The sequence below is a fragment of the Streptomyces zaomyceticus genome, from assembly GCF_014656215.1.
Classification (GTDB): domain Bacteria; phylum Actinomycetota; class Actinomycetes; order Streptomycetales; family Streptomycetaceae; genus Streptomyces; species Streptomyces zaomyceticus.
Window position 1 is genome coordinate 1 of the sequence record NZ_BNBZ01000053.1, and the last position, 15,029, is coordinate 15,029.

Here is a 15,029-nt window from a genome sequence, read left to right on the forward strand (position 1 = left end):
ACGACCAGCGCGGCGCCGGAAGCACGGGTTCTTCCGCGCCGGATGAAGGTGTTCCACCAGCTGTTCACGGACGGCTCCTGGGGATCGGCGGTGAGATGGGGCGGTTCACCATGGCCGGGGCGGACGCGGCGGAACAAGCGCTTCCGCGCGCTCCCCACGCCTTCGGTCGCATTCGTGTGACTCGACACATCAGCAGCCTTTCGAAAGGACCGCGCCGCACACCGTCGCCCTTCGGTCGGCGGGGGAAAACACAGACACCGGGGCCCGTGGTGGGGCCCCGGTGCTGTGAGGAACGGCGGGAGAGCCGTTACGGAAGGACGATCGGGAAGTTGCGCCTCGGCGCCTCCAGGAGGCCGTGGAATGTCGCGAGGACGCCGATGTCGCCCTCGGCAGTGACCGCCCCGGAGCCGATCGCTTCCGTGAAGGAGGTCCGCTGGGCCAGGACGAGGTCGAGGGTGGCGCGCTCCAGGCGCAGGGTCAGCTGAGGGGCCTCCCCGCGTGGTGCGTCGCCCCGCATGGGGGTGAGCACGCCATTGCCGACCAGGAGGGTCCACACCTCGTCGGTGTCGGTGAACTCCCAGCGCAGCAGCAGCCGGTGGGCCGCCGCGCGCGGCCCGTCCAGCCGCACGGCCATGGAGTCGAAGATCTGCCCGGTGCCCAGAGCCGCCAGCATGTCGACGCTCTCGCCGCGTGGCGCGCCCTTGGCCCGCTTCTCCTGGCCGGCCTCCCGCAGCTCCTTGGCGCCCGTGAGGTAGATGTTGCGCCAGGTGCCGTTCTCCTGGCCGAAGCCCAGCGTCTCGTACGTGGCGATCTGGAGCTCGCGGGCCGCCGCGTGTTCCGGCTCCGCGAACAAGACGTGGTTGAGCAGCTCGGCGGCCCAGCGCAGGTCGCCGCCCTCGAACGCCTCGCGGGCGGCGCTGACGGTGGCGTCCGCGCCACCGATGGTGGCGACGTACCGCTTGGCCTGCTCGACCGGCGGGTGCTGCCAGAGGTGCGCCGGGTTGCCGTCGTACCAGCCCATGTACCGCTGGTACACGGCCTTGACGTTGTGACTGAGGGAGCCGTAGTAGCCGCGCACGCTCCAGGCCCGGCCCAGCTCGCCGGGGAAGGACTGGATCTCCTCGGCGATCTCGGGTCCGGTCAAGCCCTGGTTCATCAGCCGGACGGTCTGGTCGTGGAGGTAGGCGTAGGCGTCGCGCTGCTGCGTCAGGATGCGCGTCACCTCGTCGTGGCCCCACGTCGGCCAGTTGTGGGAGCCGATGAGGATCTCGGCCCCGTCGAAGAGCTGGATCGACTCGGTGATGTACGAGGCCCAGGCATGGGCGTCACGTACCTGCGCGCCGCGCAGCGTGAGGACGTTGTGGAGTGAGTGGTTGACGTTCTCAGCGATGAGCAGGACACGGTGGTCCGGCAGGTAGAAGTTCATCTCCGAGGGTGCCTCGGTGTCCGGGGTCAGCTGGAAAAGCAGCCTGACTCCGTCCAGGACGAGCTCCTGGCCGGTGGCGGTGATGCTCACCGTGGGCGCGATCAGGCCGACGGTGCCGGTGGACAGGGCCTGTCCGAGGCCGAAGCCGACCGACGCCTCGGGGCCGACCGGGAGCGAGCGGCCGTACATGTAGACGGCGCGGCGGAGCATCGCCGGTCCGGCGAAGATGTTCTCGCTGACGGCGTGGTCCATGAACCCGTCGGGCGCGATGACCCCGCACTCGCCGGACTCGACCGCCTCGTGCGTGGTGACGCCGAGGACGCCGCCGAAGTGGTCGCCGTGGCTGTGCGTGTAGATCACGGCCCTGACCGGGCGCTCGCCGCGGTTCCGCGTGTACAGCGCCAGGGCTTCGGCGGCGACCTCCTTCGACGTCAGCGGGTCGACGACGATCACGCCGCTTTCGCCTTCGACGATCGTCATGTTGGAGACGTCGAGACCGCGGACCTGGTAGATGCCGGGTGCGACCTCGAAGAGGCCCTGAGCGGTGTTGAGCCGGCTCTGCCGCCACAGGCTCGGATGCACGGTACGCGGGCACTCGTCCTTGTTCAGGAAGTCCCAGCGGTCGTTGTCCCAGACGATCCGGCCGGCGTCGTTGCGCACGACACAGGGCTCCAGCCTGTCGATCAGTCCGCGGGCGGCGTTGGCCTGGTCGGTGGTGTCGTCCCAGTCGAGTTCGGGGAGGGAGGGCGTCATCGGTCAGTCCTCTGAGGCGGGGGTGGCGGCAGGGGCGGTGATACGAGTCCAGACTCCGGTCTCGCCGGCCTCGGCCGCGCGGCGGCCCAGGCTCTCGGCCCAGCGGCGCTCGGAGGCGACGGCGTCCCGCCAGGACCACAGGCGCCGGGTGAGCCGGTGCAGCGGGTACTCCTCCGTGATGCCCATCGCCCCGTGCAGCTGGTGGGCGATCTGGGCGATCTCGGTGGCGGCGGCAGCCGTGGTGATCCGTACGATCTCGACCGCGCCGCTGGAGCCCCGCGCCTCGCGTGCCAGGGAGAGCGCGGCATCGGCCTGGACGAGCTGGACGCGCATCCGGGCGAGGTTGCCGGCGACGGCGGGGATCTTCAGCAGCGGGGCGCCGAACTGCTCGCGTTCGGAGACGTACGTCCTGGTGAGTCGGTAGGCGCCGTGGGACGCGCCGAGGACGGCCGCCGACCAGAGGAGCGCGAGGCGCTCGCGCACCTCCTCGTACGCGGGCCCGCCTTCGGCGGCGGTGACGGGTGTGCCGGTCAGGACCACGGTGTCGCGGGGCTCGCCCGCGATGTTGTCGACGTTGCGTACGTGGACCGTGGGATCGCCCAGGTTGACCAGGAACGGCGCAGATCCCGGCGCGCACAGGACGAGGCGGGTGGCGTCGCGGGCCCACGGCACGGAGGTCAGCTCGGCGCTGACGGTTCCCGAGGTGGCGTCGGGCGCCTCGGCCAGTAGTAGGACCGTGGCGAGGCCGTCGGCGAGCTTCCCGGTGTGGCCGAGGATCCAGTCGGCGGTGGACGCCTCGACGACGGGAACGCCGATGCCGTGCCCGGCGAGTGACTCGACGACCACGAGAAGGTCGTCGAGCGAGCCGCCGGCGCCGCCCCTCTCCTCCTCGATACCGATGCGGGGCAGCCCGAGTTCGACGAGAGCGGCCCACAGGTCGGGGCCGTTGGCCGCGGCGAGGTCGTCGATCAGGCTCCGCAGTTCGTCGGCGAACTGACTACGGCTCATGAACGGGCCTCCTGTCGGGCGATGAGAGAGAGCAGGACCTCGGCCGCGCCGCCGCGCAGGCTGAACGCCGGGGAGGCGAGCAGCGCCTGCCCGAAGGGGCTGTCGAAGGCGGGGTCCTGGCACAGGTCGGTGCGGCGCAGCGCCTCGATGACGTCGTGCTCGAAGGCGTTGCCGAGGTACTTGAGCGCCGCGGCCTGCTGGACGGGGGCCTGGCCTGCGTCCATGGCGCCGGCGACCTCGAAGCACAGACGGCGCAGCACAGCGAGCCTGGCCACCAACGAGCCCAGCAGCGCACGCAGTTCGCGGTCGTCCTTCTGCCGGGCGGACTCGCTGATGAGCTCGACGAGGACGGGGTAGCTGGACAGCGCCCGCTCGGCGCCACCGCGTTCGAAGGAGAGCTGCTCGACGACCTGCTTCCAGCCCTGGCCGACCTCGCCGAGCACACGCTGCGCGGGGACGAGGACGTTCTCGAAGCGGACCTCGTTGAAGTGGTGTTCGCCGGCCAGGTCCACGATCGGCGTGACGGACACGCCCTCCGCGTCCATGTCGAGGACGAACTCGGTCAGCCCCTCGTGCTTGCGCTCGCCGCGCGACGTGCGGGCGAGGAGGTAGGCATGGGTGGCGTGGTGGGCTTGGGTGGTCCAGATCTTGTGGCCGTTGACGAGCCAGCCGCCGTCGACCCGCTCCGCGGTGGTCCTCACCGAGGCCAGGTCGGAGCCGGCCTCCGGCTCGCTCATGCCCAGGCAGAACACGGCCTCACCGGAGGCGATCCTCGGCACGATCTCCTCCTGGAGCTCGCGCGTGCCGTGCCGAAGGACCGCCGGGCCGATCTGCCGGTCGCCGATCCAGTGCGCGGCCACCGGCGCGCCCGCACGCAGCAACTCCTCGGTGACGGCGAGTCGTTCCACGTTGGTGCGTCCGGCGCCGCCGAACTCTTCCGGGTACGTCATGGCGATGAGTCCGCGGGTGGCGAGTTCCCTGCTGAACTCCAGGTCGAAGGAGCGCAGCCAGGAGTCGCTGCGCGGGGTGTAGCGTCCGGCGTCGCGCCATGCGGCGGTCAGCTCGCGGACCTGTGCGCGCAGCTCGGCGCAGGAGTCCGGTCCTGGGGAGTGGTGGTCCATGGTGGCCTTTCCGGGCGTACGGGGCGGGTGTCAGCGACCGGTCTCAGCGTCCGGTGAAGACGCCGGGACGCTTCTCCTGGAAGGCCGCGAACGCCTCCCGCGAGTCCTCGGTGCAGGTGATGACGGCCATGTGGGAGGAGATCAGGTCCAGCGCGGTCCGCAGGTCATGACGGGCGCCCTGGCGGACGGCGCGCTTGATGGTGCGGATCGCGACCGGCGGACGTTCGGCGAGGCGGGTGGCGTACGCGTACACGGCGTCCATCAGGTCCTCGTCCTCGTGGACCTCGTCCACCAGGCCGATGCGCAGGGCCTCGTCGGCGCCGACGAAGTCGCCGGTCCACAGCATGCGCAGCGCGGTGGAGGTGCCGACGGCGCGGGGCAAGAGCCAGCAGCCGCCGTCGCCAGGGACGAGGCCGACCTTGATGTAGCCCTCGGAGAAGCGGGCACTCCGGCCGGCGAAGCGCAGGTCGCAGAGGAGCGCCATGTCCATTCCCGCGCCGACGGCGGGGCCGGTGACGGCGGCGATGACCGGCTTGTCGACGTCCTCCAGGGTCAGGGCGACCCGGTGCACGTTCTGCGTCAGCAGCTCCTTCTCCCCCAGTGGCGCCCGCTCCTCGCCCTTGAAGGCGGCGAGGTCGACGCCGGAGCAGAAGGAGTCACCGGCGCCCGTGACGACGATGACCCGTACCTCGGGGTCGACCTGGGCGTCGGTGAGGGCGTCGGCCCAGGCGTGCACCATGTCGATGGTGAACGCGTTCTTGCGCTCGGGGCGGTTGAGGAGGATGGTCGCGATCCCGTCGCGGACCGTGTACTCGAGATCGGCCATCGCCGTCCCTTTCTCTGGGAGTTCTCTAGTGGATGCGGGCGCGCAGTTCGCGCTTGAGGACCTTGCCGTTGGGGTTGCGGGGCAGCGCGTCGACGAAGTGGACCCGGCGGGGCTTCTTGTACGAGGCGATCCGGTCCCGGGTGAAGTCGACGAGCTGCTGCTCGGTCGGGCGGTCCGCGCCGGGGCGCAGGACGACGACGGCGGTGACGGCCTCGCCCCACAGCTCGTCGGGGACGCCGACGACCGCGACCTCGGACACCGCCGGGTGCTCCGCGAGCACGGACTCGACCTCGGTGGAGTACACGTTCTCGCCGCCGCTGACGATCATGTCCTTGATGCGGTCGGTGAGGAACAGGTAGCCGTCCGCGTCGAGGTAACCGCCGTCCCCTGTGCACAACAGGCCCTGGGAGTCGTACAGCGCCGCGGTCTCCTCGGGCCGGTTCCAGTAGCCGGGGGTGTTGTGACGGGAGCGGATCCGGATCTCGCCGGCGGTCCCGGCCGGAAGCGGCCTGCCGGTCTCGGGGTCGGCGATGACGACGTCGACTCCGCGTCGGGGCCTGCCGACCGATGTCAGCAGGTGCCATCGGGGGCCGTCCGGCACGTGGTCCTCCGGCGGCAGCTGGGTGACCGTGCCGCCGCCCTCGGTGAGTCCGTACTTGCCCATGAACTGACAGCCGAAGAGGGCCATCGAGCGGCGCAGCAGCGCCGGGGTGATGGACGCGGAGCCGTAGGTGATGAGCGTCAGGCGGGAGAAGTCGCGCTTCTCGATCCCGGGCAGCTCGGTGAGCATGTGCAGGACCGAGGGAACGAGGAAGGCGTGGGTGACGCCCTCCCGTTCGATGGTCTCGGCCGCCGTATGGGGAGCGAAGTCCGGGAACATCAGGCTGTTGGCGCCGGCGGTGAGCGCCACCCGCAGCCATCCCAGGCCGCCGATGTGGAACATCGGCAGGGCGTTGAGCGCCACCGATCCGGGCTCCCAGAGATACTCCTCCAGCTCCGTCGTGTCGGCGTAGAAGTTGCCGTGCGTCAGCAGGACGCCCTTGGGGACGCCTGTGGTGCCGGAGGTGTAGATCTGCAGGAACACCTCGTCGGTGTCCGCGCCGGTGCCCCGGCCCGGGTCATCGTCCGGGTGGGCGGTGAGCCAGCTCTCGTACGCGGGCACGCCGGGCTCCTCGGAGGGGCCGATGACGACCAGCCGCAGACCCGGCAGGGCATCGCACACGGCGTCGGCGACGTCCCGGAACTCCGGTTCCGCCAGCAGGAACGTCAGCTCGGCATCCCGGGCGACGGCCGTCAACTCAGCTGTGGCGAGGCGCCAGTTCAGCGGGACGGACACCATGCCGGCCTTGGCGGCGCCGACGATGATCTCGCCGGCCTCGACCCGGGTGCGGGCGAGGAACCCGATCCGCGACCCGACGGAGGTCTCGGCGAGCAGCGCGCGGGCTATCCGGTTGCTGCGGGAGTCCAGTTCGGCATAGCCGACACTGCTCCCTTCGCAGGTCAGCGCGGCGGAGGTGCCGCGCTCGGCTGCGTGCAGGCGGATGGCGTCGGGTAGATGCAGACCCATGCAGGGATCCCTCCATCGTCGTAGTCGGCAAAGGCAAGGGGTTTGGCGGTACTAGCCCTTGGGGCCGCCGGCGACGTAGAGGATCTGGCCGTTGACGAACCCGGCCTCCTCGCGGACGAAGAAGGAGACCGCCTGGGCGATGTCCTCGGGGCGGCCGCCCCGGCGGACGGGGATGGCTTTGGCGTACCGGTCGGTGAACTCCTCGAAGGTGATGCCCATCCGCTCGGCGGTGGCCTCGGTCATCTCGGTGGCGATGAAGCCGGGGGCGACGCAGTTGACGGTGACGCCGAAGGGACCGAGTTCGATCGCCAGGGTCTTGGTGAGGCCCAACAGTCCGGCCTTGGCGGAGGAGTAGTTCGACTGGCCCCGGTTACCGAGGGCGGCGGACGAGGAGAGGTTCACGGTGCGGCCCCAGCCGGCGGCGGTCTGGTGGCGCTGCACGGCGCGTGCCATCAGGAAGGCGCCGCGCAGGTGGACGCCGATGACCGAGTCGAAGTCCTGGTCGGTCATCTTGTGGACGAGGTTGTCGCGGATGATGCCGGCGTTGTTCACCAGGACGGTGGGGGCGCCCAGTTCGGCCGCGACCCGGGCGACGCCCGCCTCGACCTGTTGGGCGTCCGAGACGTCGCAGCCGACGGCGAGGGCTCGTCCGCCCTCCTTCTCGACGGTCTCGACGGTCCTGGCACAGGCGGCCTCGTCCAGGTCGAGGACCGCGACGGCGAAGCCGTCACGGGCGAGGCGGGCGGCGATCGCCGCGCCGATTCCCCGGGCGGCGCCGGTGACGACGGCGACCTTCGGGGCGGCGGAAGGGGTGGTGGACACGGTTGCTCCCTGGGGCAAGAGTGGAGGGAAGGTCCTACTTGGGGGCCATGCGGATGGCGCCGTCGAGGCGGATCGTCTCGCCGTTCAGCATGGGGTTCTCGATGATCGAGGTCGCCAGGTGGGCGTACTCGGACGGGTCGCCGAGCCGGGAGGGGTGCGGGACCTGAGCGCCGAGCGCGTCGAGGAACTCCTGCGGCTTCTTGTTGAGCAGCGGGGTGGAGAAGAGGCCCGGGGCGATGGTGACCACCCGGATCCTCGCCGCCGCGAGGTCGCGTGCGATCGGCAGGGTCATGCCCACGATGCCGCCCTTGGAGGCGGAGTAGGCGCACTGGCCGATCTGGCCCTCGAAGGCGGCGGCGGAGGCGGTGTTGATGATGACGCCGCGCTCGCCGTCGACCTCGTCGGTCCTCGCCATCTCAGCGGCGGCGAGGCGCAGCACGTTGAACGTGCCGATCAGGTTGACTCCGACGACGTGCTCGAAGTCCTCCAGGGCGTAGGGCGTGCCGTCGCGACCGACGGTCCGGCCGCCCTTGCCGAGTCCGGCGCAGTTGACGGTGACGCGCAGCGGCGCCTGGGCCGCGGCGGTGGCGACGGCGCGGGCGGCGTCGTCGGCGCTGCGGACGTCACCGGCGACGAAGTGCGCACGCTCGCCGAGCTCCTTGGCCCGCTGCTCGCCCTGGGAGGTGGGCAGGTCGAGCAGGACGACATGCGCGCCCTGGGCGAGGAGGCGCTCGGCGGTGGCGAGGCCGAGGCCCGACGCACCACCGGTGACGACGGCGGAGACTCCGTTGATCTGCATGGGTGAGGGTTCCGTTCCTGTCCTGGGATGGGGAGTGCGCGGATCAGAGGCCGATGGACTTGGCGATGATCGTCTTCATGACCTCGCTGGTGCCGCCGTAGATCCGCATGACGCGGGTGTCCGCGTAGAGACGGGCGATGGGGTACTCCAGCATGTAGCCGTAACCGCCGTGCAGCTGGAGGCACTTGTCGATCACGCGGCTCGCGGTCTCGGTGCACAGCAGCTTGGCCATCGCCGCGTAGTCCGCGGACAGCTCGCCCCGCGCGTCGCGCTCCAGGGCCTCGTACGCCATGAGCTTGGCGGCCTCGACCTCGGTGGCGCATTCGGCGAGCACGAACTTGGTGTTCTGGAAGGAGGCCACCGGCTTGCCGAAGACCTGGCGGTCCCGGGTGTACTCCTTGGCGAAGGTCACCGCGGCCTCGGCGGCGGCCGCTGCCTGGACGGCGATCACGAGGCGCTCGCGGGCGAGGTTGCGGCCGAGGTAGAAGAAGCCCTCGTCCCGCTCGCCGAGGAGGTTGTGCACCGGCACCTTCACGTCGGTGAAGGAGAGCTCGGCGGTGTCGGAGGCGTGCAGGCCGATCTTGTCCAGGCTGCGGCCGACCGTGAAGCCCTCGCTCCCGGCGTCGACGACCAGAATCGACAGGCCCTTGCGGCGGTTGTCCGCCGGGGCGGGCGAGGTGCGGCAGACCACCAGGACCAGGTCGCACTGGGTGCCGCCGGTGATGAAGGTCTTGGCGCCGTTGAGGACGTAATGGGTGCCGTCCTCGGACAGGACGGCCTTCGTCTGGATGCCGGCCAGGTCGGATCCGGTGCCAGGCTCGGTCATCGCGATGGAGAGCATGAGGTCGCCGGAGACGCAGCCGGGGACCCAGCGCCGCTTCTGCTCCTCGGTCCCGAAGTGCAGGAGGTACGGCAGGATGATGTTGGAGTGCGTCATGGCGGTGCCCAGGGTGGCCCCGGCGCGGGCGACCTCTTCGGCGAGCACGGCACCGAAGTGGTGTCCGGTCTGCCCACCGCCGCCGTACTCCTCCGGCACCTCCATGCCGAGCAGGCCCAGCCCACCGAGCTTGCGGTAGAAGTCGCGGGACACGGCCTTCGCCGCGACCCAGTCCTGGAGGTGCGGAACCGCTTCCTTGGCCAGGAAGTCCCGGACCATCTGCCGGAACACCTCGTGCTCCTCGTTGAATACCGTACTCGGCATGACGGCCTCTCTCTTGCATCGGGTTAGCCAGTTTTCACTTTTACGCCCGCTTGCCGCGCTGTCAAGGCGCATTCAACGCAATCTCGATGCTAGACAGCTAGGTTAGCTTGGAATAACTTAAAGCGGCTCGCGCCCGCGCGCGACCGCACCTTCCGCCTCTCTTCCAGGAGCAGCCCATGCGTGACGCAGTGATCGTGGACGCCGTGCGAACCCCCGTCGGGAAGCGGGGAGGTTCCCTCTCGTCCCTCCACGCGGTCGATCTCTCCGCCCATGTCCTGACCGCCCTCGCCGAGCGCAACGGCCTCGACCCGGCCACCGTCGACGACGTGGTCTGGGGCACCGTCTCCCAGGTCGGCGAGCAGTCCGGCGTCGTCGGACGCTTCGCGGCGCTCGCCGCCGGCTGGCCCGAGTCCGTGCCGGGCGTCTCCGTCTCGCGCGCCTGCGGCTCCTCCCAGCAGTCGGTGCACTTCGCCGCCGGGCTCGTCGTCGCCGGTCAGTACGACATCGCCGTCGCCGGCGGCGTCGAGGCGATGAGCCGGGTACCGATGGGCTCCGCCCGCGAGGTCCCGGGGGCCGGAAAGGCGTACGGCCCGCTCGTCCTCGACCGCTACTTCCCCGGCGGGCGGGGCACCTTCGACCAGGGCGTCGGCGCCGAGATGATTGCGGAGCAGTACGGGTTCAGCCGCGCGCAGCTCGACCAGCACGCCCTGGACTCGCATGAGCGGGCCGCCCGCGCCGTCGACGAGGGCCGCTTCACCGCCCAGGTCGCCCCGGTCGCCGTCACCGACGCGGAGGGCGCCTCGCGCGTCTTCGACACCGACGAGGGGGTGCGGCGCGGCTCGACCCTGGAGAAGCTGGCCACCCTCACGACGCCCTTCAAGGAGGACGGCGTAGTGAGCGCCGCCAACTCCTCCCAGATCTCCGACGGCGCCGCCGCGCTGCTCATCACCACGAGCGAGATCGCCCGCCGCAACGGCTGGACGCCGATCGCCCGCGTCCACACCGCGGTCCTCGCCGGCGTCGACCCGGTCACCATGGCCCTGGGGCCGGCCCCCGCCACGGCCAAGGCCCTCAAGCGCGCGGGCCTGTCGATCGGCGACATCGGCGCGTTCGAGATCAACGAGGCGTTCGCCCCCGTCACGCTGGCCTGGCTCAAGGAGACCGGTGCGGACTACGAGCTGATGAACCCGCTCGGCGGGGCGATGGCGATCGGCCACCCGCTGGGCGGCTCGGGCGCGCGCCTGATGACGACCCTGGTCCACCACATGCGCGACAACGGCATCCGCTACGGCCTCCAGGCCATGTGCGAGGCCGGCGGCATGGCCAACGCGACCATCCTCGAACTGCTCTGACGCACCACGCCGTAGAAAGAGGGGGTGCTGTCGGCCAGCAGCACCCCCTCTCCCTAGACCCGTCGCGTCACCGCACGAGGCCGACCTCCGCCAGGACCTCCCGCGTGTGTGCGCCGACCGCTGGCGCCGGGCGCGGCGTGCCCGACGGGGTGCCGTGGAAGCGCGGGGCCGGGGCGGGCTGAAGCACGCCGTCCTCGGTGTAGTACGTGCCGCGCGCCAGGTTGTGCGGGTGGGCCGCCGCCTCGGTCAGGCCGTACACCGGGGTGACGCAGGACTGCGTGCCGTCGAAGGCGGCGGTCCACTCCTCGCGGCTCCATCCGGCGAAGATCTCCTCCAGACGTACCCGCATGGCGGGCCACTGCTCCCGGTCGTGCTGCTTGGCGAACAGGGGGTCGTCGGCCAGTCCGAGGACCTCCAGCAGGACGGCGTAGAACTGTGGCTCGACACTGCCGACGGCCATGTGACCGCCGTCGGAGGTGCGGTAGGTGCGGTAGAAGGGGGCACCACCGTCGAAAAGGTTGACACCCCGGGCGTCCTCCCAACGGCCCACCGCCAGCAGGCCGTGGACGAGGGCGAGCTGGACGGCCGTGCCGTCGGTCATGGCGGCGTCGACCACCTGGCCGCGGCCCGTACGCCCGGCGCTGACCAGGGCGGTGGTGATGCCCAGGGCGAGCAGCATCCCGCCGCCGCCCATGTCGCCGACGAGGTTGAGCGGCACAGGCGGGTGCTCGTCCGCCGCGCCGAGCGCGCCGAGCGCGCCCGCGACGGCGATGTAGTTGATGTCGTGACCGGGCGCTTGGGCGAGCGGCCCGTCCTGGCCCCAGCCGGTCATCCGGCCGTAGACGAGCTTGGGGTTGCGGGCCAGGCAGACGTCCGGCCCGAGGCCGAGTCGCTCGGCGACACCAGGGCGGAACCCCTCGATGAGGGCGTCGGCGGTGTCGACGAGGGCGAGGACGGCCTCGACGTCCGCCGGGTCCTTCAGGTCGAGGGCGACGGAGCGGCGGCCGCGGTGGAGAATCGGGTGTTTGGACGCGGTGCCGGCCTCGGCGGGCCGGTCGACGCGGATGACCTCGGCTCCCTGATCGGCCAGGAGCATGCCTGCGAAGGGACCGGGGCCGATGCCGCCGAGTTCGACGACGCGGATGCCGGACAGCGGACCGGCGGCGGGGGTGGGTGCGGTGCTCACGGGGCGCTCTGCTTCCTGACAGCGGCGGGGAGGGAGGGGAACACCGGCCGCCCAGGGGTCGGTAGGAGGGGCGGCCGGTGACTGTGGGGGCGGTCTACAGCCCCAGGTCCTTGGCGATGATCGTCTTCATGACCTCGCTGGTGCCGCCATAGATCCGCGAGACGCGGGTGTCGGCGTAGAGGCGCGCGATCGGGTACTCCAGCATGTAGCCGTAACCACCGTGCAGTTGCAGGCACTTGTCGATGACTCGGCCCGCGACCTCGGTGCCGAACAGCTTGATCTTCGCGGCGTCGGCGCCGGTCAGCTCGCCCGAGTCGTCGAGTTCGATGCCCTTGTCGACCATGGCCTGGAGGGCCTCGACCTCGGCGGCGCACTCGGCAAGGACGAACTTGGTGTTCTGGAAGGCCGCCACCGGCTTGCCGAACACCTGGCGCTCCAGGACGTACTCGCGGGCGAACTCGATCGCGGCCGTGGCCGTGGCGACGGCGCCGACTCCGATGGAGAGCCGCTCGCGCGGCAGGTTCCGGCCGAGGTAGGAGAAGCCCTTGTCCTGCTCGCCGAGGAGGTTCTCGACCGGGACCCGGACGTCGGTGAAGGAGAGCTCGGAGGTGTCGGAGGAGCGCAGCCCGATCTTGTCCAGCTTCCGCCCGTAGGAGAAGCCTTCGCTGTCGGTCGGGACGACCAGCAGGCTGAGGCCGTGGCGGCGGTCCTCGTCGGTGGCCGGGGCGGTACGGGCCGCGACGACGCACAGCTCGGAGTTGCGGGCGCCGGTGATGAAGGTCTTGGAGCCGTTGAGGACGTAGTGGGTGCCGCCCTCGGAGAGCCTGGCGGTGGTGCGGATCCCCGCCAGGTCCGAGCCGGTGCCGGGCTCGGTCATCGCGATGCACAGCATGATGTCGCCGGAGGCGACGCCGGGGAGCCAGCGCTTCTTCTGCTCGTCGTTCGCGAGGTCGAGGAGGTACGGCAGGACGATGCCGGTGGACACGCCGTAGTGACCGAAGGAGACGGCCGCACGGGCGCACTCCTCGTTGATGACGACCTGGTACTTGTAGCTGGTCTCACCGGCCCCGCCGAGCTCCTCGGAGATGTCGAAGCCCATCACACCGAGCGCGCCGAGCTTGCGGAAGAGCTCGCGGTCGACGAGGTTGTCCTGCTCCCAGCACTCGAAGTGGGGCTTCACCTCCTTGGCGATGAAGTCCCGGATCATCGCCCGGAAGTCCTCGTGCTCCTGGGTGTAGAGGGTTCGCTTCATGTGTCGTTCCTGTCGCTCTGGGGATGAGGGCGCGTGGTCAGCGGGAGCCGCCGTCGACGGTCACGACCTGGGCGCTGATGTAGTTCGACTCCTGCGTGCAGAGCAGGTAGATCGCGCCCGCGGCCTCGGCCGGTGTGCCGGGGCGGCCGAACGGGTTCGTGCGGGCGACCGCGGCGGCTATCTGCGGGCTGACGCCGACCTTGATCCTCCGGCCCTCGATCTCGACGAACGCCTCGTCCTCGGCGGTGGCCTCGGTCATGCGGGTGAGGATGAAGCCGTACGCGACGGCGTTGACGTTGACCTTGTAACGGCCCCACTCCTTGGCCATGGTCTTGGTCAGACCGATGACGCCGGCCTTGGCGGAGGAGTAGTTGGCCTGGCCGGGATTGCCGTACTGGCCGGAAACCGAGGAGACGTTGACGACCTTGCGGTGGTGGTCGGTCGGGTTGGCCTTGATGTACGGCTGGGCGGCGCGCAGGATCCGGAACGGGGCCTTGAGGTGGACGTCGAGGATGGCGTCCCACTGTTCGTCGGTCATCTTCTGGATGACGGTGTCCCAGGTGTAGCCGGCGTTGTTGACGATGATGTCGAGGCCGCCGAAAGAGTCGATCGCGGTGTTCACGAACCGCTCGGCGAAGTCGTCCTCGGTGACGGATCCGACGCAGGCAACGGCCTTGCCGCCTGCGGCGACGATGTCGGCGACGGTCTCCTCGGCCGGCTGCTTGTCGAGGTCATTGATCACGACACTCGCGCCTTCGGAGGCGAGCTTGAGCGCGACCTCTCGGCCGATGCCGCGGCCGGAGCCGGAGACGAGGGCGACCTTGTCGTCCAGGGTTCCCATGATGGTGTACGTCCTTACTGTGTAGGCCAGTCGGTGGCGGTGACGACGGCCGAGCCCTGGAGGGTCGCGGTGCCGTCGGGCAGGGAGACCGTCAGGTCGAGGTGGGCGAGGCCGTCTTCCACCCTCGTGACGGTGCCCCGGCAGACCGGTGTCGCGTTGACGGGCGTGATCGCGGAGAACCGCACCCCGTAGGAACGGATCCGCCCCTGCGGGACCCAGTCGGTGAGCAACCGTCCGAGATACGCCATCGAGAGCATTCCGTGGGCGAAGACATCCGGGATGCCGACGGCCGCGCAGGCGTCGGTGTCGATGTGTACGGGGTTGTGGTCACCCGAGGCGCCGGCGTACAGGGCCAGCGTGGAACGGGTGATCCGAGGCGCCTCGATCAGGAGGAAGTCGCCGGGGCTCAGGGTGGTCATCACTTGGCCGCCTTCGGGTCGCGCACGACGAGGGTGCCGGTGAGCGTCGCGATGGGCTCCCCGTCACGGGTGACGTGGGTGTCGCGGACGATGAACTCCAGCGCGCCACCCTTCTTCGCGTACACGTCCTCGACCTCGGTGACGAAGGTGAGCGTGTCCCCCGCGTACGCCTGGGCGTGGTAGGTGAACTCCTGTCCGCCGTGCAGGATCGTGCGGACGTCGATGCCCAGGTCGTCGAGGAACCGGCCCCGGTCGGGGTTGTCCATGTCCAGGCAGAAGAGGAAGGTCGGCGGGACGGGAAGGTCACGGTGCCCGGCCGTCTTCGCGGCCTCCAAGTCGGTGTAGACGGTGTCCGTCTGTCCGATGGCCCGGGCGAAGAACCGGAGCCGGCCGCGCTCGGCCTGGACCGAGTGTTCCGGGGTGCGGGTGCCGATGAGGGCGGGATCGATGGGCATG

General features: G+C 70.6%; 14 protein-coding genes. 1 reads left to right on the forward strand and 13 read right to left on the reverse strand.

The window, feature by feature from the left end; all coding sequences use genetic code 11:
* Positions 1–307 precede the first annotated feature (307 nt).
* From IE311_RS35310 to IE311_RS35345, 8 genes are read right to left on the reverse strand one after another with little or no spacing between them, the layout of a single operon-like run.
* Positions 308–2,179: an alkyl/aryl-sulfatase gene (locus IE311_RS35310; RefSeq protein WP_189835989.1), complete on the reverse strand. Its 1,872-nt coding sequence runs from the start codon at positions 2,177–2,179 to the stop codon at positions 308–310.
* 3 nt (positions 2,180–2,182) lie between these two features.
* Complete coding sequence (locus IE311_RS35315) at positions 2,183–3,187, reverse strand: acyl-CoA dehydrogenase family protein (protein ID WP_189835990.1); 1,005 nt, start codon at positions 3,185–3,187, stop codon at positions 2,183–2,185.
* Positions 3,184–4,308: an acyl-CoA dehydrogenase family protein gene (locus tag IE311_RS35320; protein ID WP_189835991.1), complete on the reverse strand. Its 1,125-nt coding sequence runs from the start codon at positions 4,306–4,308 to the stop codon at positions 3,184–3,186. Before IE311_RS35320 ends, IE311_RS35315 begins: the two co-directional genes overlap by 4 nt.
* A 43-nt stretch (positions 4,309–4,351) precedes the next feature.
* A complete protein-coding gene (locus IE311_RS35325) occupies positions 4,352–5,134 on the reverse strand; it encodes an enoyl-CoA hydratase/isomerase family protein (protein ID WP_189835992.1) in 783 nt (260 codons plus the stop codon).
* 25 nt (positions 5,135–5,159) lie between these two features.
* The gene (locus IE311_RS35330; RefSeq protein ID WP_189835993.1) at positions 5,160–6,701 is read right to left on the reverse strand and encodes an AMP-binding protein; all 1,542 of its coding nucleotides are present in this window, start codon (positions 6,699–6,701) and stop codon (positions 5,160–5,162) included.
* Between the two features lie 51 nt (positions 6,702–6,752).
* Complete coding sequence (gene fabG / locus IE311_RS35335) at positions 6,753–7,523, reverse strand: 3-oxoacyl-ACP reductase FabG (protein ID WP_189835994.1); 771 nt, start codon at positions 7,521–7,523, stop codon at positions 6,753–6,755.
* A gap of 34 nt (positions 7,524–7,557) precedes the next feature.
* Positions 7,558–8,322 (reverse strand): SDR family NAD(P)-dependent oxidoreductase, encoded by a 765-nt coding sequence (locus tag IE311_RS35340; RefSeq protein WP_189835995.1) that lies wholly within the window; start codon positions 8,320–8,322, stop codon positions 7,558–7,560.
* Between the two features lie 43 nt (positions 8,323–8,365).
* Positions 8,366–9,523, reverse strand: coding sequence for an acyl-CoA dehydrogenase family protein (locus IE311_RS35345; protein ID WP_189835996.1), 1,158 nt, complete (start codon positions 9,521–9,523; stop codon positions 8,366–8,368).
* 176 nt (positions 9,524–9,699) lie between these two features.
* On the opposite strand from IE311_RS35345, the gene IE311_RS35350 reads away from it, so the two are divergent.
* Positions 9,700–10,875, forward strand: a complete 1,176-nt coding sequence (locus IE311_RS35350; protein ID WP_189835997.1) for a thiolase family protein — start codon at positions 9,700–9,702, stop codon at positions 10,873–10,875.
* A 67-nt stretch (positions 10,876–10,942) separates the two neighbouring features.
* Here IE311_RS35350 and IE311_RS35355 read toward each other — a convergent pair whose 3' ends face one another.
* From IE311_RS35355 to IE311_RS35375, 5 genes are all read right to left on the reverse strand, one after another.
* On the reverse strand, positions 10,943–12,061 hold the full coding sequence (locus tag IE311_RS35355) for a CaiB/BaiF CoA transferase family protein (protein WP_189835998.1): 1,119 nt from the start codon (positions 12,059–12,061) through the stop codon (positions 10,943–10,945).
* A gap of 94 nt (positions 12,062–12,155) precedes the next feature.
* Positions 12,156–13,313, reverse strand: a complete 1,158-nt coding sequence (locus tag IE311_RS35360) for an acyl-CoA dehydrogenase family protein (RefSeq protein ID WP_189835999.1) — start codon at positions 13,311–13,313, stop codon at positions 12,156–12,158.
* Positions 13,314–13,350: 37 nt separating this feature from the next.
* Positions 13,351–14,154: an SDR family NAD(P)-dependent oxidoreductase gene (locus tag IE311_RS35365; protein ID WP_189836000.1), complete on the reverse strand. Its 804-nt coding sequence runs from the start codon at positions 14,152–14,154 to the stop codon at positions 13,351–13,353.
* Between the two features lie 14 nt (positions 14,155–14,168).
* The gene (locus tag IE311_RS35370) at positions 14,169–14,573 is read right to left on the reverse strand and encodes a MaoC/PaaZ C-terminal domain-containing protein (protein WP_189836001.1); all 405 of its coding nucleotides are present in this window, start codon (positions 14,571–14,573) and stop codon (positions 14,169–14,171) included.
* A complete protein-coding gene (locus IE311_RS35375) occupies positions 14,573–15,028 on the reverse strand; it encodes a MaoC family dehydratase N-terminal domain-containing protein (protein WP_189836002.1) in 456 nt (151 codons plus the stop codon). Before IE311_RS35375 ends, IE311_RS35370 begins: the two co-directional genes overlap by 1 nt.
* Position 15,029: the final 1 nt, after the last annotated feature.